This is a genomic window from Caldivirga sp., assembly GCF_023256255.1.
Classification (GTDB): Archaea; Thermoproteota; Thermoprotei; order Thermoproteales; family Thermocladiaceae; genus Caldivirga.
In genome coordinates this window covers 41117-64621 of the sequence record NZ_JAGDXD010000066.1, presented here as the reverse complement: position 1 = coordinate 64621, position 23505 = coordinate 41117, and the positions used below count along the sequence as shown (strand labels likewise).

24 protein-coding genes, 1 tRNA gene and 1 other RNA gene are annotated in these 23505 nt (G+C 42.9%); 7 read left to right on the top strand and 19 right to left on the bottom strand.

Features of this window, described 5'->3' with window-relative positions:
• Positions 1–9: 9 nt before the first annotated feature.
• From Q0C29_RS10310 to Q0C29_RS10280, 7 genes are all read right to left on the bottom strand, one after another.
• Positions 10–1176 (bottom strand): MFS transporter, encoded by a 1167-nt coding sequence (locus Q0C29_RS10310; protein WP_292000579.1) that lies wholly within the window; start codon positions 1174–1176, stop codon positions 10–12.
• Positions 1177–1586: 410 nt separating this feature from the next.
• Positions 1587–1991, bottom strand: a complete 405-nt coding sequence (locus Q0C29_RS10305) for a hypothetical protein (RefSeq protein WP_292000578.1) — start codon at positions 1989–1991, stop codon at positions 1587–1589.
• 61 nt (positions 1992–2052) lie between these two features.
• Positions 2053–2772 carry a glycerophosphodiester phosphodiesterase family protein gene (locus tag Q0C29_RS10300; protein WP_292000577.1) on the bottom strand — a complete coding sequence of 240 codons (720 nt, stop codon included), beginning with the start codon at positions 2770–2772 and terminating at the stop codon, positions 2053–2055.
• Between the two features lie 5 nt (positions 2773–2777).
• Positions 2778–4424 (bottom strand): phenylalanine--tRNA ligase subunit beta, encoded by a 1647-nt coding sequence (gene pheT, locus Q0C29_RS10295; RefSeq protein ID WP_292000576.1) that lies wholly within the window; start codon positions 4422–4424, stop codon positions 2778–2780.
• A 1-nt stretch (position 4425) separates the two neighbouring features.
• Positions 4426–5922 (bottom strand): phenylalanine--tRNA ligase subunit alpha, encoded by a 1497-nt coding sequence (locus tag Q0C29_RS10290; protein WP_292000575.1) that lies wholly within the window; start codon positions 5920–5922, stop codon positions 4426–4428.
• A 41-nt stretch (positions 5923–5963) separates the two neighbouring features.
• Complete coding sequence (locus Q0C29_RS10285; RefSeq protein WP_292000574.1) at positions 5964–7118, bottom strand: radical SAM protein; 1155 nt, start codon at positions 7116–7118, stop codon at positions 5964–5966.
• 172 nt (positions 7119–7290) lie between these two features.
• Positions 7291–7944 carry an RraA family protein gene (locus Q0C29_RS10280; RefSeq protein ID WP_292000573.1) on the bottom strand — a complete coding sequence of 218 codons (654 nt, stop codon included), beginning with the start codon at positions 7942–7944 and terminating at the stop codon, positions 7291–7293.
• Positions 7945–8069: 125 nt separating this feature from the next.
• Here Q0C29_RS10280 and upp point away from each other — a divergent pair, with 125 nt between their 5' ends.
• The gene (upp, locus tag Q0C29_RS10275) at positions 8070–8729 is read left to right on the top strand and encodes a uracil phosphoribosyltransferase (RefSeq protein ID WP_292000572.1); all 660 of its coding nucleotides are present in this window, start codon (positions 8070–8072) and stop codon (positions 8727–8729) included.
• Here the strand turns inward: upp and Q0C29_RS10270 are convergent.
• Entirely contained in the window at positions 8726–9802 is a 1077-nt protein-coding gene (locus Q0C29_RS10270; protein WP_292000571.1) for an FAD-dependent oxidoreductase, read from the bottom strand. The two genes, upp and Q0C29_RS10270, sit on opposite strands and share 4 nt — an antisense overlap.
• 84 nt (positions 9803–9886) lie before the next feature.
• Positions 9887–10411 carry an LOG family protein gene (locus tag Q0C29_RS10265; RefSeq protein ID WP_292000570.1) on the bottom strand — a complete coding sequence of 175 codons (525 nt, stop codon included), beginning with the start codon at positions 10409–10411 and terminating at the stop codon, positions 9887–9889.
• A gap of 94 nt (positions 10412–10505) precedes the next feature.
• Here Q0C29_RS10265 and Q0C29_RS10260 point away from each other — a divergent pair, with 94 nt between their 5' ends.
• The 5 genes from Q0C29_RS10260 to Q0C29_RS10240 all read left to right on the top strand — a co-directional run bounded on the left by Q0C29_RS10260 (position 10506) and on the right by Q0C29_RS10240 (position 13637).
• Complete coding sequence (locus Q0C29_RS10260; protein WP_292000569.1) at positions 10506–11570, top strand: DUF373 family protein; 1065 nt, start codon at positions 10506–10508, stop codon at positions 11568–11570.
• Complete coding sequence (locus tag Q0C29_RS10255) at positions 11560–12303, top strand: hypothetical protein (RefSeq protein ID WP_292000568.1); 744 nt, start codon at positions 11560–11562, stop codon at positions 12301–12303. The genes Q0C29_RS10260 and Q0C29_RS10255 overlap by 11 nt, the downstream gene beginning before the upstream one ends.
• Before the next feature lie 204 nt (positions 12304–12507).
• A tRNA-Thr gene (locus tag Q0C29_RS10250) sits at positions 12508–12622 on the top strand.
• A 79-nt stretch (positions 12623–12701) separates the two neighbouring features.
• Entirely contained in the window at positions 12702–13286 is a 585-nt protein-coding gene (locus Q0C29_RS10245; protein WP_292000567.1) for a syntaxin domain-containing protein, read from the top strand.
• A 123-nt stretch (positions 13287–13409) separates the two neighbouring features.
• Entirely contained in the window at positions 13410–13637 is a 228-nt protein-coding gene (locus Q0C29_RS10240; protein WP_292000566.1) for a hypothetical protein, read from the top strand.
• Between the two features lie 449 nt (positions 13638–14086).
• On the opposite strand, the gene Q0C29_RS10235 is transcribed toward Q0C29_RS10240, so the two are convergent.
• From Q0C29_RS10235 to Q0C29_RS10225, 3 genes are all read right to left on the bottom strand, one after another.
• On the bottom strand, positions 14087–14491 hold the full coding sequence (locus Q0C29_RS10235) for a roadblock/LC7 domain-containing protein (protein WP_292000565.1): 405 nt from the start codon (positions 14489–14491) through the stop codon (positions 14087–14089).
• Positions 14492–15003: 512 nt separating this feature from the next.
• Positions 15004–15570 (bottom strand): hypothetical protein, encoded by a 567-nt coding sequence (locus tag Q0C29_RS10230; protein ID WP_292000564.1) that lies wholly within the window; start codon positions 15568–15570, stop codon positions 15004–15006.
• Positions 15571–15787: 217 nt separating this feature from the next.
• Positions 15788–16906 (bottom strand): glycosyltransferase family 2 protein, encoded by a 1119-nt coding sequence (locus tag Q0C29_RS10225; RefSeq protein ID WP_292000563.1) that lies wholly within the window; start codon positions 16904–16906, stop codon positions 15788–15790.
• Positions 16907–17023: 117 nt separating this feature from the next.
• Between Q0C29_RS10225 and ffs the strand changes: the two genes are divergently transcribed.
• An RNA gene (gene ffs / locus Q0C29_RS10220) (signal recognition particle sRNA) lies at positions 17024–17346 on the top strand.
• A gap of 93 nt (positions 17347–17439) precedes the next feature.
• Here ffs and Q0C29_RS10215 read toward each other — a convergent pair.
• Genes Q0C29_RS10215 through Q0C29_RS10185 form a run of 7 tightly spaced genes read right to left on the bottom strand, consistent with a single transcriptional unit; the run spans position 17440 to position 23327 of the window.
• Positions 17440–18570 carry a 4Fe-4S dicluster domain-containing protein gene (locus Q0C29_RS10215; protein WP_292000562.1) on the bottom strand — a complete coding sequence of 377 codons (1131 nt, stop codon included), beginning with the start codon at positions 18568–18570 and terminating at the stop codon, positions 17440–17442.
• The gene (locus Q0C29_RS10210) at positions 18563–18856 is read right to left on the bottom strand and encodes a hypothetical protein (protein ID WP_292000561.1); all 294 of its coding nucleotides are present in this window, start codon (positions 18854–18856) and stop codon (positions 18563–18565) included. Before Q0C29_RS10210 ends, Q0C29_RS10215 begins: the two co-directional genes overlap by 8 nt.
• Positions 18849–20819 carry a CoB--CoM heterodisulfide reductase iron-sulfur subunit A family protein gene (locus Q0C29_RS10205; protein WP_292000560.1) on the bottom strand — a complete coding sequence of 657 codons (1971 nt, stop codon included), beginning with the start codon at positions 20817–20819 and terminating at the stop codon, positions 18849–18851. The genes Q0C29_RS10210 and Q0C29_RS10205 overlap by 8 nt, the downstream gene beginning before the upstream one ends.
• The gene (locus tag Q0C29_RS10200) at positions 20806–22185 is read right to left on the bottom strand and encodes a CoB--CoM heterodisulfide reductase iron-sulfur subunit A family protein (RefSeq protein ID WP_292000559.1); all 1380 of its coding nucleotides are present in this window, start codon (positions 22183–22185) and stop codon (positions 20806–20808) included. Before Q0C29_RS10200 ends, Q0C29_RS10205 begins: the two co-directional genes overlap by 14 nt.
• Complete coding sequence (locus tag Q0C29_RS10195) at positions 22175–22600, bottom strand: hydrogenase iron-sulfur subunit (RefSeq protein ID WP_292000558.1); 426 nt, start codon at positions 22598–22600, stop codon at positions 22175–22177. Before Q0C29_RS10195 ends, Q0C29_RS10200 begins: the two co-directional genes overlap by 11 nt.
• 19 nt (positions 22601–22619) lie before the next feature.
• Positions 22620–22895, bottom strand: a complete 276-nt coding sequence (locus tag Q0C29_RS10190) for a sulfurtransferase TusA family protein (protein ID WP_292000557.1) — start codon at positions 22893–22895, stop codon at positions 22620–22622.
• A 9-nt stretch (positions 22896–22904) separates the two neighbouring features.
• Positions 22905–23327, bottom strand: a complete 423-nt coding sequence (locus Q0C29_RS10185) for a DsrE/DsrF/DrsH-like family protein (RefSeq protein ID WP_292000556.1) — start codon at positions 23325–23327, stop codon at positions 22905–22907.
• Positions 23328–23505: the final 178 nt, after the last annotated feature.

Sequence of the window (23505 nt, the reverse complement as noted above, 5' to 3'; positions counted from 1 at the left end):
ACCTGCAAATTACCCAGGTGGCTTATCAACAGTCTTCACGTACTTCCTTAAGAACACTAGCGCAGTAATCACGGGTAATATAAGCACTATGAAAGTGTTCCTTATACCTATTAAATCCGCTATGTAGCCTGTTACCATTGGTGTGAATATACCTATGAGCATCATGAAGGAGAAGAATAGGCTATTAGCAGTGTTTCTATGCTGTGGTTTAAATGCCCTCGATATGGCAACCACTGATAACGGGTAAGTAATGCCATGCGGTATGCCAAGTACTAGTAATGCTGCAGTGTATACTAGGTAATTATTAGTGAAGCCTATCATTACCACACCAATTACGGTCAACAACACCGCATTACCCATAAAGGGCCAAAGTCTCTCAGCAGGTTTTATGGATAAGTAAAGCCTACTTAAAAATGAGGCTACAAAGAACAGTGAAAATAATATCTCAACCATTGAGTAGCTTACTCCAAAGGAGTCCCTAGCATAAATGCCTCCGAAGGCCATTAAGAAGGAGAAAACCACATTGTATGTTGCAATGTTTAAAACTGCGGTTATAAATCCAGGGTTAGATAGCACGTTACTGTAGGTGATTGGCGAATAATCACTGGTTTCCTCAGGGAACTTAACAAGTGGAGTTATGACTAAGGCAAGCACTGGGAGTGCTGTGAGAAGTAGGAAGGATTCCCTAAGACTATAATACTTTAGTATAAATGACTCAATAGCTGGGCCTAGTATTAGGCTTATGCTGAGTGATAATGTATAAATGTTCAGTAACCTTTCCCTAGTTCTTCTATCGGGCAGTAAGCTAGCTGAGGTTATTATATTAGGCATTAGGAAACCTAAGGTAAACCCAGCAATGGCTGAGAGTGGCCATATAATTAATGGTGTTGATAACCAGAATAATGGGTAAACCATTGCATATATTATTGAAGATACTATGAAAATTAACCTTCTACTGTGAGCCCTTAACCTTGAATTAACTAAGCCGCTGCTTAAGAATGTCATTAAGGCTGTTAATGCTGATAACAGACCAATGAGCGTGTTACTGAAGTGAAAGTTATACCTAGCTAATAGAGGTATTGTAGTCATCAGCATGTTATTGGACGCTCTAACAGCTATTGTCAGAGGTGCTATTATCAATAATGCCTGAGTCAACCCTAAGTACTGCCCCCTCATAATGCATCACCACCATATCCTATACTAATCTCAGTAAGGTCCATGTAGCTACCATGTAAGTAGGCTCAGCCTTTAATCCGGCTCTACTTAGTAAGTTTCGCCTTAAACCATTCTTAATTAAGGGTATTAATGAGTTAGCGTTAAAGTCCTTGTAATGTCTCGAAGCAATTATTGATGATGAGGCAGGACTTGGCATGATCCTCACGACTAATATTATTAACATCAATTTTATGGGCATTTCTCGTTACACTAGTCTCAGCGTATTTATTACTTAGTGTTTTAATAGTATTCGCTATCATTTTATGGAGCACTTATAGGATAATGAGTAACCTAGGCTTAATGAAGCTGAATTTAAGTGATACTTTAGGTAAGTGGTTAAGAGATTTCACATATGTTTAATTAACCTTAGCTTAGAGCACTTGCAACATTCCTTTCTTTCCCTGATTCAATAAGCCAAACATCATTCTTTTTAACTCTTCAACTCTATTAACAAGCCTTTGAATAGTCCTTGGGCCGGCTCTGGTTTTTGCTTCGCCTATTATGGTTATTTGGTTGTTTGTACCGTATATGTCGAATTCGTACTTAGTATTGAAGTGCGTTGGCTTAGTCTCAATACTAATACCCCTCTGCATTATGCTTATCACCTTATTAAGTGTATTAATCATGCTTAACTGATTCCTAGCAAGATCATTAACAACATTAACCAACTCCCTAACAGAAGACTGAACATCAGAAATACCCAAATAACCCAAAACAGCAAGCCTAAAAACCTCATCCTCCCTCAACAAACGCAAAAACTCATCACGAACAGACACTTGATTAAAGCCATGGTTAAATTTAAAAACATTTCCAGTCATTTAAGTTTGCATTAATTGGCTACTTATGGCGTTTAAGGCTTCCTATTATTAGGCTTGGATTATCTGTGGTTACTTCATCAATGCCCATTTTATATAATTTAACGGCCGTATCCGCATCATTAATCGTCCAGGCACCAATCTTTAAACCAGCGTTATGAACAATCTTAACATCATTTTCGTTAATTAGCTTATATTCAGCTTGAAGCCACTGTGCCTTTAATCTCTTAGCAATGTCAATGAACCACCTGGCTTTACCTACGAATATTAACCCTAGTTCCACAGAGTCATCAAACTGCCTCACCCTCTCAAGAGCATCGAAATCAAAGGACACGATCTTAACCTTCACATCATGTTTTCTAACTAAGTTAAGCACCTTCTCCTCAATGCCAGGGTACACGTCACTACCATGCTTAAGTTCAATTACATAACTGGTCCTGTTTCTAAATTCACTAAGAACTTCATCGAGGGTTGGTATCTTAACCCCACGCCACTCTAAGCCAAACTTAACCCCAGCATCAAAGTTCCTTATCTCATTAAGTGTGTAGTCCTTAACGTAACCTGACCCTGTGGTAGTCCTGTCTAATGTATCGTCATGAATTACGACCACTTCCCCATCTTTAGTCATATGCACATCTAACTCAACCCCATTTACACCAGTCTCAATTGCTAGTTTAAATGATGGTATTGTGTTCTCTGGAGCGCAGCACCTAGCTCCCCTATGGCCAATAACCAGTACCATGAGTCTTAACTCTGCTGAAGGCTTTTAAGTATGCTTAGTATTAAGTCTACGTTTAATTCACCGATAACAGTAGGTTTCTCTATACCTAGATTAACTAGAATTTCAGGGTCGACTTCACCAATGCACCCAATTCCTGTATCATTCACTAGCACCTCCACTGCGCGTACAGGTATAAAGGGTCTACTACTGCATCTACGTAGGCTGGTTGTTATTCCTAGTGCCTTAAGAAGTGACTTAAATACTGATAATCCATCAGTTAACGTGTATCCATCACCCATGAGCAGTATACCAACCCTCCTACTGGTGACGGCTGTATCATTCTTCAACTCAACTACATCACCCACCTCGAAGACCTCTAGTCTACCAACAAGTCTTTGGTTAACTTTAGCTGTTAGGAGCAGTGAAGGTATTAGTGAATTGCGAAGCGCCGAGTAGTCCTTAATCTTAGGGTTGCTTAACTTAACGAAGTTAATAAAGCCAATGATCCTCATAACTTCATCACTAATTAAATTAAAGTTAACCACCTCCTGTAGCCCCATGCCTAGCAATAGGTCCTTTATAACACTGCTCAGGTGCTCTACAGGGTGCTTAACACCGAAGTGCGTTGGGGGTGGTAGGTTTGGTTCAAGGCTATTGTAGCCAAGGCCGATGGCTATGTCCTCAACCACGTCAACGTAACTATGGACATCAATCCTATAGGGTGGGGCAAACACCTCAATTGAGTCACCTAAGTCTGAGGCCTTAACCCCCATTCTAGTTAGCACATTAATAATCACAGGGGGTTCAAGCTTCACACCCAGTAAATCCTCAATATCCCTTAACTTAACGTTAACTCTAACCCACTTAAGGCTTGGGGTAAGTTCACTATTAACCCCAGTTGCCTCAATAGACTCTATTACAGGGCTTCTAGATCTCTCCGACACTGCAGTAACCATGATGTTTAATACGCGTTTCATTAATTCAGGTTCAACACCAGTTACATCAATCAACACGTTCCTGGTAGTCTCAGTTATCTTTGTCTCCTCACTGTTGAGTATTGGTGGGAATGAAAGAACCTTACCCTCACCATCAATGAGCAGTGGGTATTCCCCAGGCTTAACTAAGCTTGAGTAGGCTTTACCTTTCTCGGTTACTTTAAGTACATCAGTAAGCGTCATGAATTCACTGTAACCTAACGGCCTATAGGAGGCTTCCTTAACCGCAATGTAACTGAAGGGTGGCTTAACAGTGTCAAGGTCATATAGGCCTATCGATACTAGCCTCCTATCACCACCGTAGTCCCTGTGCATAATTTCCTGAAGCTGAAAGAGTTGCCTAATGGCCTCGTCGTTAAGCTCAACGTTCCTTACGATGGCCATGTAGGCGTATGGCCTGTAGGCCGGTGCCTTGGTTACATCTAGCTTAGTGACTGGGCCATTAATGCTGTACTGCGGTAAACTTCTTGAACCTAAGTATATTCCTATAGCCCTCCCAAGCCCCTCCGCTGAGAATAAGTCTGGCCTATCGTAATTAAGCTCAATGGATACGTAATCACCCTTAACCTCAGTAACCTCACCCTTAAGGACCTCCACCACCTCCTTAAGTTTATCAAGTGTTAAATCCGTTCGTGCTATTGAGGCAAGGTCCCTTAATGAGACTTCAATAGTTGGCATTTTAAATCACCTCAATAGGGTTCCTCATTGAGTCTATTTCCTTAACGTTATTAGTGTAGAGGGTTCTAATGTCGTCAACGCCTAGAACAACCATTGCTAATCTATCTATGCCAACACCCCAAGCCGCAACCTTATAATCGTTACTTAAGCCCACTATCCTAAGCACCTCAGGTCTAAACATGCCTCCTGGGAATACCTCAAGTTGGCCAAGCCTTGGATGCTTTACGTAGCCTTCAACACTTGGCTCAGTGAAGGGGAAGTACGCTGGCTTAAAGTAAACCTTACCAAGCCTAAGCCTATTCGCAAGCTCAGTGAAGAAGCCTAACAGATTCCTGAAGGTAACCCCCCTACCCACTATTATGCCCTCCAATTGGTGAAACTCCATGAAGTGCGTTGGGTCAGGGGTGTCAGGCCTATAAACCCTATCCAGTGAGAATAGCCTGTATTCACCTGGCCCCCTATGGTAAATCTGCCTAATGGTAACTAGCGTCGTGTGTGTTCTTAGAAGTATCCTGAGGGCCTCATCCCTACTCCACTTATATGACCAAACCAATTCATGCTGTTCACTAGCCTTCTCCATAACCTCACCTGGGGTTTCCCTTGGTTTCAGCTTATTCTCAACATAGAATACGTCTGTTTCACGCCTAGCAGGGTGGTATTGAGGTACTAGGAGGGTGTCGAAGTTCCATAAGGCTGCATCAACATGGTCATCCTTAACCTCCTCAAAACCCATAGCCACTAATTCATCCCTAACGTGATTCAGGAATTCGGTGAAGGGGTGCTTACGCCTAATAGGCCTTAGGGGTACCTCTACTGTTAGGTCGAACTCCTTGAAGACCCCACCCCTCCAGGAACCTGAGGCTAAGTCAACCGAGGTTAAGCTAGTTATCACCCTAGCGCTGGTTAATTCACCAACCCTATACAGGTTCAAGGCTTCCTGAGTTGCAGCCACTATGAGTTTCCTCACTTGACGAACCTTAATAAGCCCCCTACGCTTAGCCTCCTCAACAGGCTTAGGTAATTCACCAGTGTACTCCACTTCACCCCTAATACTGCTTAGGATTGCCTTAAGCTCACTAATGTAGCTCCTCAGTTCACTTTCATCTCCAGTTAAACTAATTGAATTACCGCTTAGGTTAATTACCTTAAGCCTCCTGAGCCTACCTAAGGCGGCTGTGAATTCCTCCCCACTTAAGCCCGTTGATTGGTTTAATTCACTAATACTTGCATTACCACCCAATTCCCTTAAACGTGCCATGAGCCTCTCCTCGGGTAAGCCGCTCCTTAGGTACTCCTCACCAAGGTTTGTTAAGGTAACTCTAGTGACTAGCCTATGTTCAATCCTAACGAGTCCCCTCGCCCTAAGTTCCTCAAGATCCCTCATGATGTCCTCAGCCCTCTTACCCACCTTACTGGCTAGGGAATCAGCGTCAATAGGCTCATTAGCCTCGGCCAACGCCTTAATTATACTGTACTGTAATGGTGGTAAAACAACCATACCCTACATCCCTGCTTACCAACCCTTATTAAGCTTAACACCTAGTTTCTGATGAATGGGCATTGTGGGTCAGGGCTATTTAATGAACCATACTTAACGTAAGCCCTAGCTGGGCACCCTCCCTGGCATAGTTTAAAGAATGGGCAAGTAACGCATAGTGAGCTAGGTGTCCTATTTCTAAAGGCCCTAAATCCACTTACCCACACCTTACCTAACTCATCCTGTTTAACATTACCCTCCCTAAACTCTGGCTTCATCAGTAATTCACAACCATAAATGTCACCGTTAGAGTCGATAACAAGCCTACTCTTACCGGCTGGGCACGTACCGTAATTAACTACCTTAAGCCTATTAAGCAGCTCCTCAGCTTCACCGTAGGCTTTCCTAATGAGGCTCAGTAACCCAAACCTGAAGCCACTGTACACCACCTTAACACCAGTGGGGTTTACTTCACTTAACTTAATTAGTACTTCATGCGCCAATTCATTACTAATGCCTAACCCCCACTCACTGGCTCTACCGAATTCCTGAACCCTAACGAATGTTACTACAGGGATCCTTAAGTCAACGGCTAGTTTAACTAAGTCCTTCACGTAGTCAGCATTAATTATTGTAACAGTGTACGATAGGGTCACAGGCACGCCCGCTTCCTTAAGGTGCTTAATCGCGTTAATGGCCTTCCTGAAGGATCCACGACCCCTAATTAAGTCGTTAACCACTGGATTAGGTCCATCGAGGCTCACTTGAACCTGATCCACGCCTGAATTCCTTAACTTAACTGCGGAATCTTCACTTACCAAAGTTCCATTAGTGCTTATGGAAACAACCATCCCATTCTCCTTACCCCTCTTAATAATGTCAAGTAACCCCCTGTTAAGTAGAAGAAGGGGTTCACCACCAAGCAGGTAAAGGTACCTTACCCCCAGTTCACTCAGTTCATCCACAACCCTAATCCACTCATCCACGTTGAGTTCATTTGGAAGGGGCTTAGAGGCTGATACATAGCAGGTAGTACACCTCAGGTTGCATGCCCTAGTTAAGTAAAGGGTAGCGTCCACTGGACCCCTTGAGCCAAGTAACCTACCAATGCTTTCAGCGTAGTCCCCATTGTTAAGCGCTAGTATGTGGGTTAATGGGGTAGCAGGGCACTCTGTGAGGAATATTAACCCTGAATCTTTAACCAACTCACTAGTCAAGTTAAACCACCTGACTTAATCATTATTAGTAATATACTGTTTTAAAATTAAAAATGTTTTGCAGCTTCACTATAATTAATCTAATGGCATTAAACCAAGCAATGGTGAATATACGGATTATGCTAGCATTATTATAAAGCACATTTAATGATTATAAGCAGTGGCCTAATCACTATAGGACCTTATACCTGTCCCATATATCCTTAAGAAGAGTACCCCTCCTTATCTCACGTTTTGCAGTACTCTCCTTATTCACCTTCTCCATAGCCCTATTAATGACCTCGCTCATTACTTCCCTAGGCACAATAACTACGCCATTAATGTCACCGAACACTAAGTCACCTACCTTAACCTTCACATTACCTACAGTTACTTCAACCCCATGGCTCTTAAACTCACCCCTACCCTTAATGTCGTATGGTGTATGGCCTATTGCGAATACTGGGAATCCCATTCTTAAAACCTGGTTGACATCCCTAATTAGACCATGTGCAATAACACCCCTAGCGCCTCTAGCCATTGCCGCAGTACTCGTTAATTCACCCCATACAGCAGCCTTACCTCTAACATTCTCATTAACCTCAATAACTATTACTGAGTCCTCTGGAACTGCATCAACAGCTTCAATAAGTCCCCTATAAGGGTTATTGGGGTCGAAGTCATTGGCTTCACTAACGTACATTGGGTATGCGTAGCCCGCAACCACGTATTCGGGGTTAATTGGAAGTATGTTACTTGGTAATGCGTGATTATAGATGCCTAACTCATCTAAGATATCTGAAATAACCGGGGAGTAAAGTACCCTACTTAAGTAATCGAGGTTCATTAGGATTCACCTGGCTTAGCTTTACATTGCTCATTTTTAAGCATCCCACGCTTACATGGATTTACCCAATTTTAAACACAATGTCACCCTTAAAAAGGCTTAAGGGTCAGTTATGCTGGTAATTCATGGGGAAGGTGGTAATAGTTGATCATCCCCTGGCTCAGGATATATTAACGACGCTTAGGGATAAGGGGACTGGTCAAATTGAGTTTAGGAAGGGATTGGTTAGGCTTGGCAGGTTAATAGGTTATGAGATAATTAAGTCCTTTGAGACTTACAGTGTGGAGGTTGAGACTCCCCTCGGGGTTAAGGCTAGGGGGGTTAGGATTAAGGACGTTGATAAGGTCATCATAGTTCAGGTACTTAGGGCAGCTATGCCCATGGTTGAGGGTCTCCTTAAGGCTTTCCCAGCCGCCAGAATAGGTGTGGTTAGTGCAAGGAGGGTTGAGAATACTCATGTGCCTGGATCAATGGAGTTTCAAATAGACATTGGGTACTACAGGATACCTGAAATACACAGTGATGATACGTTAATTGTTGTTGACCCAATGCTGGCCACTGGATCAACAATATTATCCACCCTAGACATAGTGTATAGGCATGGGAAACCTAAGAGAACCATAACCGTGCACGTAATAGGCACTAGGTACGCCATAGAGAGGATCCTTGCCAAGTACCCTAACATTGATGTTTACCTAGTTGCCGTTGACCCGGAGTTAAATGAGAGGGGGTTCATTGTACCGGGGCTAGGGGATGCTGGAGATAGGGCTTACGGTGAAGCCTAAGACCTCCAACTCCCTCCCTTCTTACCCCCAGCCTCAAGGAAGGCTTCCACCGACTGCGCTATCCTCATGCCGTGAGACAGCGCCTTACCAATTAACGTTGGGCCATTCGTGACGTCGCCAGCAGCAAAGACACCAAGCCTAGTTGTCCTACCCTGGGCGTCAGTGTCTATAGTGCCATTGTGCCTTAACTTCACGCCACAGCACTCCTTCCTCATGGGTGGTGTTGGTATTTCACCAACCGCCGATATTAAAGTATCTATACTGAGTGTGAACTCAGAGCCAGGTATTGGCTCTGGGGCAGGTCTACCTGAGGCATCCGGTTTACCCAGCCTCATTTTAATCATCTTAACGGCCTCAACGTACTCCTTACCATTAACCTCCACCGGTAGTGTTAATTCAAGGAGCTTAACACCCCTCTGAATTAACCTATTTATCTCAGCCTTACCGGCAGGGGCCTCGTTTATAGTTCTCCTGTAGGATAAGTAAACCTCCTTAGCCCCCTCTAATTGAGACTCTATAGCAGCATCAACAGCTGTTAAACCAGCCCCAACCACCATGGACCTTAACCCAGTTTTGAAGACTTCAGACTTAGGTAAGTAACCGTGCTGGCTTGCGTATATTCTAAATAAGTAATCAAGGGCTAGGTATGATCCCTTAAGGTCCTCCCCGGGGATTTTAAGTTTCCTGGATTCCCACGTCCCCGTTGCTATTATTAAGGCATCATACTTATCTATTAACTCCTCTAGATGTATCTTACTCTTAACAAACTGGTCGCCCTCAATCCTGTACTCATCATCGCAAATAACCTTAACATTACTGAAGAAGTTAACGCCCAGTTCCCTGAGCTCCCTCACGCCGGCCCTAATGTTATTCCAAGGCAGTCTCCAGTTAGGTATGGCGAATAATGTCATTCCGCCTGGTTCAGGCATTCTATCGTAAACATCAACATCATAACCCTTGCATATTAAGTAACCAGCGGCACCTAGGCCCGCTGGCCCAGCCCCAATTATAGCTACTTTACCTTGCCTCTTACTGATCTTCTGGCCTGGGCTACACTTCAATGCAAACTTCATGAATTAGGCTCTGTTCCGCTATTTTTAATGTTTTTCACACGGCTTTTAACTTCAGCTCATGTTCATTTTATATACCTAGATGCATCATCCCTTTTCCTCAACTTGAATCCCCCTTGAGGCACAGGCCAGCTTACCGGCTTCACTAGGGTTAGTTACGTAAATTATCCTGGATGTCCTCCTATCATCAACGTAATCAGGGAAGGCTAATTCAAGCCTATCTGTTGGGAAACCTGTACCCTTAAGAACTATTGTTGGTTTACCCATGGCGTACGCCAAGAGCACCTCCATTATTGTTCCAGCAGCACCACCGAGCGCTATTACTGAGTCACTGCTCCTAACCAATACAACAGACCTTTCCCTAAACTCCATACCAGTCCTCACCACTACAGCGTCCTTAGGGGCCTCAATGTGTTCGTTCTCAATAGGTAGTATTAACACAACCCTTAATCCCCTTGAAATAGCCTCATCAGCGGCAACCTTCATTAAGCCCCAATAGCCACCTAGGAGTACTGTGGGTCTGCATTGGGTTAAGGAATCCATAACCTCCTTAACAGCCTTAACGTGCTCACCCCTGTATTCACCACTATGGGCTGCGATGGCTACCTGCATGCTACGTTAAGTAAATGGGTGGTATAAAGCATTGCTCCTCATTTTAAATCATCCGCGTCCTCTTAACATCAGATTTATTAAGGTGGAGACACAAGTGGATGATGTAGTAATGGTTGAAGAGAAGATACTGGTGCTTTGCGTAGATAGGGATAATGATGTTGGGGATAGGCTTGGTGTTAAGACTCCAGTTATCGGTAGGGATGAAGTCCTTAAGGTTGGGATAGACTTCATAGTCAGGTACCCGGATGACTCAGACGCAAACGCCATATTTGGGGCTATTAGGGTTTACGATAGTTTAAAGCCAATATACGGTAGTAACATAGAGGTGGCTTTAGTTACTGGGAGTAGTGATAGTGATGTTGAAGCTGACTTGAAGGTTATGGCTGAGTTAGATAAGGTTCTGAGCGTCTTCAACGCTGACGGCATAATACTGGTTTCAGACGGCCCCTCCGATGAAGTTGTGCTGCCCCTCATACAATCAAGGAGAACAGTAATATCGGTTAAGAGGATTGTTGTTAAGCAGACTAGGAGCGTTGAGGACTTCGCCGTACTAACTAGGTATTACCTTAGGAAGGCATTCCTTGAGCCAGGGTGGAGGCAATATACCCTTGGCTTACCTGGGTTAGTGGTTATGCTTTATGGGATATGGCTCTTGATTCCCCAAGCAATTAAGCCCATGATAGCTTCATCAATATCACTATTGATTGGCATCACGCTACTCTTCATAGCCTTCAACGCCTATAGGCCGCTTATCTTATTCATAAGGCGTTATGAGGCAACATTCTTTACGATACTAGTAACTGCAGTTATACTAGCCATGTATCTGAACGTCTACTCACCCATACTGAGGAGTAACCCATACCCACTCTTAATAGGGAAGCCATTAACCTTACCTGAAATTATAGGTATAATGTATGGTGCATTAGTGGCAGTTCTGGTTATTGAGACTTATTCGAAAACCCACAGGGTACCTTATGGTCATATAGCCTCAATATCATTGATATCACCCTTAACTGGGTTATCCTCCATAATAGTGCCTGGCTTTAACATAACATCACTCATACTGTTCCTCATAGTCTACGTGCTAATCAACATATTGGTGCTGGCGGTCATATTCGTGATTAGGAGACATATGAGGAGGATTAGTATTGAACGTTGAAATGAAGGCCTTCATTAAACTAAAGAGATTAATGGGTATTGAGTTAGCGTGCCTAGAATTAAGGACGTTGGTTAAGTTAAGTGGATTAAGAGTAAGTAATGTTGAATGCGGGGATGGTTGGGCTAAGGTGACTACTGATGGTGAACCTGAGCGATTGATAGGCGTTATTAATAGGGCGGCCTTAGTTAAGGAGATGATGATTAATAAGGTTAAGTATAAACCTACCCTAATTAAGGCGGTTTTAAGCAGCATTAGGGTTGATTTACCTCACCTGAATCCACTTCACGCACTACTTATGATTAACTTAACGGGCGTCGCTGATGGCCCAATAATTGACCCATTCGCTGGAGTAGGCACGATACCTAGGATTGCTGAGGAACTAGGCATACGTGCAATTGGGTGTGATGTGAGGAGTGTGAGTGACATTACCTGCAATGCACTAATGATGCCTATTAGGCCTGGTTCAATTAAGGCAGTGGTAACTGATCCCCCCTTCAATAGAGTGTTTAGAACAGGTTCAAGGCTCAGTAGCCTCTACATCAGATTCCTTAAATCAGCCACTGAGGTGTTGGCTAATGGTGGAAGCATTGTAATGACGCTTCCCTCGTATTTACTGGATATTGTCATTGATGAGGCTGGTTCACTAGGTTTAAATGCGTACTGCATAGGTGTTGACCATGTTCATGGCGCATTATCAAGATTCATAGTATGTTTAAGTAAATATAATGACTAAGCCTAATGCCTAGGGTAAAAGAATAAAAACAGCCCCCACATTAGGCTTAGTGCTTTTAAGTAATAGTGAGGTTGATGATGAGGCTGAGCTAAGACGATGAGTGAGTGTTTATGAGCCTACTGATCAACATGAAGGTTACCTTTCAATTAAAGCATGGTTCTCCTGGGAGAAAACCTTAAAATCACTTACCTAAAAAACCATGAAGCCCCGGTAGCTCAGCCTGGTTGGAGCGCCCAGGGGGTTACTTACCCCCGCGTAGGCCTTGTAGGTTAAAATCCAGGTGAGCGGGAGGTCCCGGGTTCGAATCCCGGCCGGGGCTCTATTACTGCATTCAACTACATGGGTATATTACGTATTAGGTTAGGCAAGGTTTTTAACTACTTAACCTCTTAATTACTGTGGAGTCTATTGTTGGCCCCATTGTTGATAAGGCTTTGGAGACTGTACTTAAGAAGATTGAGGATGGTAAGAAATTGAGTATTGAGGATTTAGTGGTCTTAATGATTGGGATGTTTCGTGAAACTAATAGGCGTATTGATGAGGCAAATAAGAGACTAGATGCCATTACTGATGCATTAAATAAACGCATTGATGCACTTGATGCTAAAATTGACGTTAAAATTAACGATGTTTATAGGAGGATTGATGAAACGAATAAGAGGATTGATGAGATCCTAAGGCTAATGGGGGATATGGAGGAACGCATTAATAAGCGCATGGATTCATTAAATGCTAGGATTAATGACATTGATAAGTCATTAAATGCCAAGATTGATGACATTGGTAAGTCATTAAGTGCCAGAATTGATGAAGTTAGTAGAAGGGTGGAGGATACTAATAGGAGGATTGATGAGACAAATAAGAGGATTGATGAAGTTCTAAAGCTAATAGGAGGCATGGAGGAACGCATTAACAGGCGTATAGATGAAACTAATAAGAGAATAGATACATTATTAGAAGCAATAGCAAAAAGTGGTCACTAAGATGCAGATAATCAATGATCTTAGGGATGCTCTTAAAGGCAAATAAGACGAGTAATTAACTAATGAGAGGTATTGTTACTTAGATTCTTAAGCAGCACGGTTAGGTAGAGGGTGCGATCCTTAATGTACCAATTCATGGTTACCGTACCATTGAATACTGAAAGTGAGTTAGGCGAAGGTAGGGTAAGCCCTGTGAAGCAGGGTAAACCGAGATTCATATTACATGGTGGAGCCCATGCAAAGGCAACTATCATTGATTTATTATGGAGAGTTAAGTTAAATATCATACTATATCCGGGATACATGGTTGCTGTACCGTTAGAGGAAACAGTGTACCCTGTACCATTATAAATGAAGTCTACTTGAAGTTGACTGAGAGAGAAGGCCTTAGGTATTGAGCATAGTGAGAACGTTGCTGAATTTTGGGTTATGTTTAAGTAATGTGGGCAATTATATTTAGTTAAGATTTAGATTTTGATTATAAGTAGTGCGAGTACTTGGAGACATGGTGATGGCTGAAACTTTAATCCATTGAGGAGCACCCAAGTGTAGTGCTAATAATATCATAATAATGATAATCATTATCCAGACCTTCACGTTCCTTAACCTCACCAATTCAGTTAATATTTTATTATTTTTTAAGATTTTCTATAGTGTTCGCATTAAGGTTCAATTCACTACATTATTTGCATTTAATAGTTAGGAATAATAGGAAAATAAACTATGATAGAATTCAGCTCATTACTAATCCCTATATAAACATCAATATAAAGGATTCTCAGTATCGCCATTAATTATTATCAATCGTTGGAATCCTTTGCAGACTTTATTAAATTACTTATGTGCTCAGCATACCTGCTTGTTACATATGTTATTAAGCCCATGTTAGCATCCCTATTAGTAACCACTATGAGTAGTAAGTCACCATAAATGTGCTCAATGTAAAGTACGTAACCACTATAGCTTACTATTATGTACTCAACATCACCTAGCTTAGTCTCACTACTAATCTTCTGCATATGGTTAATGGCCAAGGCACATAATGCTGATAGTGAATCAACATCCAGGTTAATTACAGACTTATATGCTATTGGTAAACCATTAATATCCGATATCACCACACTTACCACATCCCCCTCCATATCCCTCAGGTAAGACTCAAGTAAGTCATTAAGTTCATTAACTAGGCCCTTTCCCTGCTTCACTAAGGTATTACTGATACTAACTTTAATTACTTTTGGATAGATTTAACTTAAAAGCATTATTAAGCCTCCTGCCTAAGTAACTGAAACTAATTCTTGAATTCACTATTCTTAGTTTACCAGACTTCATTTACTTGAGGAGTGAGCTTTAAGTATAATGATAAAAACGAGCGACAAGTCTCACCCTTCTACTGTATTCATCATTCCCCATTCTTCCTCTGTCTGTAATATTTTTACGTAATTACTCATTAATTTTTAATTACGTTTAATCCTTTAATGCAAGGTAAGCTAAAATTCATGGACTCTTAATTGGAGGGTGCCGTTGTGGGGCTTGTGAGTGGGTATTGGGGAAGGCACCCAATGAAACCCCGCGTCCCCGAGGGGGAGGAGTAATGAGGCCAAGTAACTACTAACCACAATGAAGACCGAACTCTTACTTCGTCCTTATACTGAAAGAGCGTTTAGGGATTTAAAATCATACAGTATCAAATAGGTATCATAAGCATTCATAAGGCTCATATCATGCGTATGTGTGCCATTAATGCCACTATGAGGAATATTAAGGCTAGCGATGAGCTTATACCCAGTATTAGCTTATTGTTAATTACCAGGGATATTATTGCTGTGATTGAGGATACTCCTAGTATTATCCAGGAGAGCGCCTCAGTGCCTCTAATTCTTAAAGTACGCCTAACAGCCTTCTTCACCTGTCTATTAACTGGAGGTTGCTGGCTCTTCCCCCTCTTATTCCTCTCATTGATGAAGAAGGGTGGTTTAGTCTCCTGTATCGCATTCGGGAATACTACCTTTAAAACCTCAACTACGTCACCTCTAAGTCCCTGGAATTCCCCCCTCTTAATCATTAATGGGTCTACGTTAAGGTTCCTTAAAATATCCTCAACAGCCTTAACAACTTCCTCCTCACTGCAGCCTTGGTTGAGGAGGTTATACACTATTGAGGACACTCTCCTAACTAGGCTTAAGTCGCTTATAACATCCCTGAACTTAGTATACCATAGTCTAAAATCCTCGGCCTCAAGCCTAATGCTTACTGGGTCACAGCCCCTCTTATTGTTGGCCACAAGCATCAATAATGTTAACGCTTTTAAAGGTTATTACTATTACATTAAAAATCCTTTCTCTATGACTGGGGTAAGGCTTGAGATACTTTTGCCCCAAGTACTTACCCCTTATGTTCACTGTGAGGTTTAGGGCTTATGCTAGTGCTTAGGCGTTAGGGTATTGAAGGTTCAGTTAGAGTAGTGGAGCAAGCACCCTCATGCTTAAGGGGTGGAGTAACTAACTACTGGTACCTGCGTGATGGTATTTGAAGACGTAAATCTCAGCCATAATGTAGTTGGCTATGAAGCCGAATATAACTCCTATTATGTATGCTACGTAACCGTTCACGCCGAGAACGTAGTGAAGCAGGTTCGTCACAGCATATGTTACAGCTGTTCCGGTTAAACTGGCTACATGGTACTTACCTAACCCCACCCAGTAACCCACTGACCTGTCCTTAAAAGTCCACACCTTGTTTAGGGTAAAGTTATTAACAACCCCCGCCTCAATGGCTGGTATTAGGGATATGAAGTATGCTAACCCAAGCATCCTCCAGAATACGTGAAGCACAAGCTCCGATACGAATAAGCCTATTACACCAACAATGGCAAACTTAATAGGTCTATAACCACTTAGGGAAAGTAGGCTTAATGATATTGAGGCAATCTGCTTAACGTAGTTTATTATTTGCTTAGTGCCTAACTTAGATGAGCCAGCCTCCCTAGTCCTAAAAACGTAGGGAACCTCCGCAATCCTCCTAACCCTGCAGAGGGCAAGTATGTCGAGCAGGATCTTGTAGTCGCCGTGGGGCTTACCTAGACATACGGCACTCCTCTTCACTGCGAAGAAACCTGAGACAGGATCCTTAACATCCCTGGCTGTAGGCACCAGTATGTGGGCTAAGGTAACTGCTCCACGGCTTATTATCCTCCTCAGGAGGGGCCAATTACCGGCTATCCCACCACCCTTAATGTACCTAGACGCAACCGCTACATCAGCCCCGTTGGAGACGGCCTCAATTAGCTTCGGTACTACAGATGGTGGGTGCTGTAGGTCAGCATCCATCACCACAATTATGCCTCCTCTACTAGCCCTTATACCATCTATTACCGCGCTTGATAAGCCAAGTCTCCTACCCCTCTCAATAACCTTAAGGTTAACCCCAAGCCTCCTAGCAGTCTCCTCGGCAACCTTAACAGTACCGTCAGTTGACCCATCATCAACAATTATCACCTCATAATTAATACCCTTAATGTTGCTGGCTAATTCCTCAATGAGTCTACCTACATTATCAGCCTCATTAAGCGTCGGTACTACTATTGACGCATCAATTGAGTCACTCATCCTCAACTCCATCAGCAATAGGCAAGGGTACTTTAATAGTTTTTCCTTAAACCAATACTCATAAATAGTTTAACATAAACTATATTGACTCCTCAACAAGTAAGAGTTAAAAAGCTCACCACACATTCAAACCGGGCCAGGCCTGGAGGGGCGCCACCCCTCCCCCTCTCAATGAGGGCCGTAGGTAAACGGAGGCCGAAACTCCACTCCGCTACTGGTTAGTCCAGTGTCGGGCCATGGGCACCGCCATGAAGGCCAGCCCCCTGAGACGTCCACTACCCACGCCTACAGCCGTAGGGCTGTGGGTAGTGGGGCTCCGGTGAACCGGGTTAGGCCCGGGAGGGAGCGGCCCTAAGCCGGGGTGGGCGTGTTCAGGGGTCTACTGGCCCGAGCATGGGCCTATGGCTACGGCTGAGGCTAATCAGTAGTGGGGTGGGGGTTGGGCCCATGTTAATCCTAATCCCTCCAGTTAAAGAATGCGGCCGTATGTTTCTAAGCCAGTAAGCGTGAAGTTTAATGACATATACTTTGGCAATAAAGCAGGTTTAATTACTCACCTTAACTAATATGTGGGCTTCGCTTTTTGTCTTAGCGATATCATTAAGTCTAGTGAAGTATATTGCTAAGGGTCTGTAGGCTAAATGTGACCATTTCGCAAACGGCACCTCCAGTACTAGTAGTGGTGTCACGAAGCCTAAGTGAATGGTGTATATTACGTATGTTTCCAGGGGTAGGTTAAGGTACTTGAACACATCAATAAGTATGCCTGAAACTATGGTGAGGTATAGTAATGTTAGGAAGAGCCAATCAGTTGAGTGGGAGTATTGCCTTACCAATGTGTTCTTCCTTATACGGCCATAGATTCCGTAACCTGCCCCTACTATTAATGCTGCAGATGCTAAATACCCACCTAACCTTACTGGGTTATATATTGGGTAAATAATGTTTGTTTGAAATAGAGGTAAGAAAACCACCACTAGTATGAATATTGTCGCGTAACCGTACACGATCAATACATGCATAATCCAGTTTATGGTGTTTCTACTACACTTCAGCATCCTAACTTGGGTAAGGAAATGCGGTACCACTGTCCTTATGAACTCCTTTATATGCACTAAGAAAGGAATACCCTTAGCTGAAACTGTGAATCTATACATCCTGTAAATGTTAGCCAATAAAAGACCCGAAAGCACCACTAGTATCACTAGGTCACCTAACTCAACTAGGTGTGTTGGTAGGAAGGAGTCTAGGTCAACTTTTGAGAGAACTATTGGCCCATGAAGGAGGTAAATAACTGAAACTGTGAGAGCGAAGAGTAGTGCAGCTGAAATGAATTCAATGAACCTTGATTTATAGAGTCTCTTCGAGAATCCAGTTTGATCATAACGAGTTGTCAAGTACCTTCTCGTAGCCATCATGAAGCCCGCTGGGTCCGCACCCCTTGGGCATGATTGTGTACACTCGCCACAGTAATAACATAGCCAAGGCTCAGTACTTGAGACAAGCTTATCTTCAAGACCGAGGATTGCGTACCTTATTATCTTCCTTGGGAACTCATGCCCCTCTTGGACTAAGGGACAGGTTACTGTACAAATGCCACAACTATAGCAAGCCGATATATCGAATGCCCCAAGCTCCTTCAACTCATTTATTAATTTAGGATTTACCTTAGCCATGAGTCTCACCCTTCAGTCTATACCTGTAATAACCATCATCAGTCTTTTCGGTTGGTTCAATCAAGCCGTACTTGAACATTGTCATAAGGTGCCAGAGGACTACATTCTCTGGTATACTCATCTTTAGGGAAATATCCTTGACTGTTAATTCCCCATACTTTCTTAGGCAATTAATTATTTTACTTCTTATAGTCGTTACTTCCCTAACGTACTCCGTAAGCTCCTTAGGTGGCTGAATCCCCATCTCCTTCTTTAATTTATCTATCGTAAGCTCTCTCCTAGACATAGAAACCACCTGCCGCCTTTATCATATCCTCAATCTGCACGTTTCTAAGACCCTTAAGTTGAATGGCACCACTTGGGCACACGGCCGCACAAGCCCCGCAACCCTTACAAAGCGCTTCATTTACCCACGCCTTCTTACCACCTGCATAATCCTTAATTACGATAGCACCATATGGGCATTCGCTTATGCATAATCCAGAACCCTTACATTTATCCTGGTCAACAAAAGCAACAAATGGTTCCAACTCAGTGTATCCCTTCAGGACAAGTGACATAGCTTTCGCCGCAGCTGCTGATGCGGACGCTAAGGTTTCACTAATACCACGTGGTGCCTGCGCAGTGCCTGCAATAAATATTCCATTTAGCATTGTCTCCACAGGCCTAAGTTTAGGATGAATCTCCTGGAGAAATCCATCAGTGCCTTTAGATATTTTCATTTTCTCTGCAATATTCACTGTACCATCTGATGGTTCCATGCCCGTAACAAGGACTACTAAATCAACAGGTAACTCTATTTCCATGTGTTCAGTTAAAACATCCTTAACCTTAACAATAGGCTTATCATTAACATATGCGATCTGTGGTTCACCTTCATCAACATCATACTTTACGAAAACCTGCCCCTGCCTACTCGTTTCCTCATACAATAACTCATTTATACCGTAAGACCTAACATCCCTAACTATATGATATATCTTAACATCCTTCAAAAGCTCCTTAATAGCTACCGCGACATCTAGCGCGGCTATACAGCAATACCTAGAGCAGTACTCATTCACACTCTTGCCCTCCTCCCTCCTTTGCCTACTTCCCACGCAGTAAATGAATGCTATACTCCTCGGTCTCTTACCATTAATAATTACATCACCGTATTTATTAATCATCCCCACTAACTCTTGGAGAGTAATTACGTCAGGCGATCCATACTCATACTCACCCTTTTGAGACTTATATGGTTTAAACCCAGTGGCTACGATTATTGCGCCAACTCTTAGATGAACAGTCTGCGGCTTCTGAGAGAAATCAATCTTATCACACACCTTAGTACACAAACTGCATTTATCACATAATGCAATATCTATCGCTGGTATTTCAGGGTAAGCGCCATTGAACGGAGGAAGCATTATTGCAGTCCTCTCGGAGACCTCATAGCTAAACTCATCCTGGGTCTTCCTTGGACATGCCCTTCTAAGTTCCTCAACCTCTTGTTCGTCACACTTGCCCTTAAAATAACGTGGATTCACCTTAATAGTAACGTCAAAGTTGCCTACATACCCTGACACATCCTCCACCTCAGCGTTAGTGTATATTGACACGTTGCTCATCATCCTAAGCTTTTGTGTAAGTTCTCTAACTATTTCAATGGCTGTTTTCTCATAAGGGAAAACCTTAATTTTACCGATTTTGGCAGCATTGCCGCCGAGAAATGGGGTACGTTCAACAAGGTGCACAGTAATGCCAGATTCAGCTAAATCTAAGGCAGCCCTTAACCCAGCTATGCCCCCTCCAATTACAAGTACTGACTGTTCACACCTTACCCTTACCTTACTAAGTGGCTCAGCATGCCTAAGGTAGGCTATAGCCATTCTAACTTGCCTTATAGCCTTATTCGTGGCTTCTTCTTTATCATTCTCATGAACCCATGAGCACTCCTCCCTAATATCAACATGGTAATACATATACGGATTACCACCAGCCCTCGCTATTGCGGCCTTGAATGTCGCCTCATGAAGTCTTGGGGAACATGAGGCAACAACCACCGCATTTACCCTACCACTTCTTACGTCATCCTCGATCAATTTCTGACCAGCTTCAGAGCACATGAACATGAAATCCTTAGCAATAACTACATCCTTTTCCTTACGTACCTCCTCAACAACCCTCTTTACATTAACAACGTCAGAAATATTGCCACCGCAATGGCATACGTATACACCGATCCTAATCTTGTTATTTCTCTCCATCGCTGACCACTTCTACTGTCGTCATTCTTTCCTGCTTAAGCAATCTTAGATAAGCTGCGCATCTCGCTGCGGCTGATGCCGCCTCCAATATGGTATCAGGAATATCCTTAGGTCCCGTTGCGCAACCTGCCGCGAAAATGCCCTCTATGTTCGTCTGAGTAGGTGCCGATGGATCCGTTATTATAAATCCCAGTGCATCAACGGTTAATTTTGCACCATGAATTATTGAAACAACATCATTACTGCTTGGTAATAGGCCCACGGATAAAACCACTAAGTCATGTTCTGCGGACTTCACCTTTCCATCATCAATATCTTCATAAATCACCTTAACATTACCGTTAGGCAATCCCTCAATCTTAGCCACCCTACTGCGCACGAACCTAACACCCATTGCTTTAGCCTTCTGGTAAAATTCCTCGAAACCTTTACCGTAAGCCCTTATGTCCATGCAGTATATTGTTACATCAGCCAATGGTACTGCCCCTAAGATTAACTGAGCCTGCTTTATCGAATACATGCAGCAAACTTGAGAACACCTGGGGTTCCCCACAGTCTTATCCCTAGAACCAACACAGAGCACATACCCAATACTACTTGGTTCCTTACCATCGGATGGCCTTAAAACAGAATTAAATGGCCTTGTGGGGGATAATAGTCTCTCCATTTGCATTGCCGTTATTACGTTAGGTACCTTACCATAACCATAGGATTCCTTCCTCTCCGCAGGAAAAAGTCTGTAACCAGTAGTTATTATTAATGCGTGTGTCTTAACCCTATAGATCTTAGGCTTCTGAGTGAAGTCAATGGCTCCTGCGGGGCACACCCTTTCACATTGCCCACAGAAAATGCAGTTATCCACATCTACTACAGTTATCTTTGGGACGGCAGTATCAAAGGGTATGTATGCTGCCTTCCTCCCCCTAAGGCCATAATCCAACTCTCTTGGTATAACTACAGGGCATACGTCCTCGCATTTACCGCATCCAGTACATAAGGCATCATTAACAAACCTGGGTTTCTTCAGAACTGTGACTTCAAAATCACCCCTTCCCTTAACATCAATACTGGTAACCTCTGAGTAGGTCCATAATTCTATGTTAGGGTGATGAGCAGCGGCCGCCATTTTCGGAGTTGATATGCAACTAGCACAGTCAAGAGTTGGGAATACCTTACTTAGTAAAAGCATTTTACCACCTACAGTTGTCTCCTTCTCAACTAAGAGAACCTTATAATCCATTTCCGCTAAATCAAGTGCCGCCTCTATGCCCGCTATGCCACCACCTATTACTACAACATCGTAGTTAAGTGGCTCATTCACGATTTCAGCCTTCTCAAGGATCTTCCTAAACAAGTCATTCCCCACGGTAGCTCACCTTAATGGGGCCTAGTTTCATTAACCTAGAGTAAAAGTCGTTCATTAATCTAGAGAAGGCTTCCCCACATACTGAGCAAATGGCGGCCATTCTAACTCTATCGGGTTCAATACCCCTATTGCTTAATAATTCTTGAGCCTCCCTAACATGCTTCGCAGTCCTGTCTGTGCAATCACTTAAGTATGGGCAATCAGTACCATCGGCAGCAATGAATACGCCATCGAAGCCGCTTTCAATCGCTATTAGTATCCACTCTGGCCTTATCATGGAGGAACATGGAACTTTGATAATGGTTGTTTGAGCTGGGTAACTCAAGTGCATTAAGCCGGCTGAGCATATTCCAGGGTCTGAAATAATGTTTGTAGCGAAAATAAGAACCTGCGGTTTTGATTCTTTACTAGTCAATACTCAATCACCTACTTAATCACTTCATTCTCCTCACGAATATTCTCCAGTACCCAGGCTCCTCTATTGTGCCTAGGTATACATGCCCCATCTTCTTAGCCCAAAGGGGTAAGTCCCTTTTTGTACCAGGATCTGATGAGAGAGTTTCCAGTATTCCCCCAACTGGTACTTCAGTTATAGCCTGCTTAGCCGCCAGGAGAGGACCTGGGCAAGACATGCCCCTAGCGTCTACTGTCTTGTTTGGTTTAAGTTTCCTAAGCTCCTCGGGACTTAATTCACCCTTTATCTCATTCATGCCCATCACCTACACGAATAGCGTTATGTCGGCTTCTGACATTTTATCCACCCATTCACCCACACCTATTATGTCATCAACTAGATCAACGAAGTCCTCTTTCTTAGCCTTCCATATTGCAGCCGCCGTGGAGCACACATAAATTTTTAAGTTGCCCATCCTCTTAGCCTCCCTTAATAAATCAAACCATGATGGTAATTTCAATTCCTGCAACCTCTTAGCAACCTCAGAACTCAGGTTTTGAAATTCGCTAAAGTTCATGTTCTTCTGTATAACATCCTTCCTAAAGGAATATGCACCCCATAATTGAAGGAATAATTCAACCTCCATACCCATGGCCACTGCACCAGAAACAAGGATAGCCAACCCAGTTAACCTATCTATACTGCCTGAGAATACGGCTACAGCCATTTTCTTCCTTTTCTCGCCCATAGTATCACTATACCTTTTAGTTCATGAATAGTTAAAATCTTTTATTTCACACTTGATGTGCAATAAGAAAAATATTGTGAGAAAATGCTAGATTACTTTAAAATGCAATTAGTCGTAATTGGTAATTATTTTATAACTGCAAGTGTTCAACGTAACTTCATTTTATAAGGCTTATTAC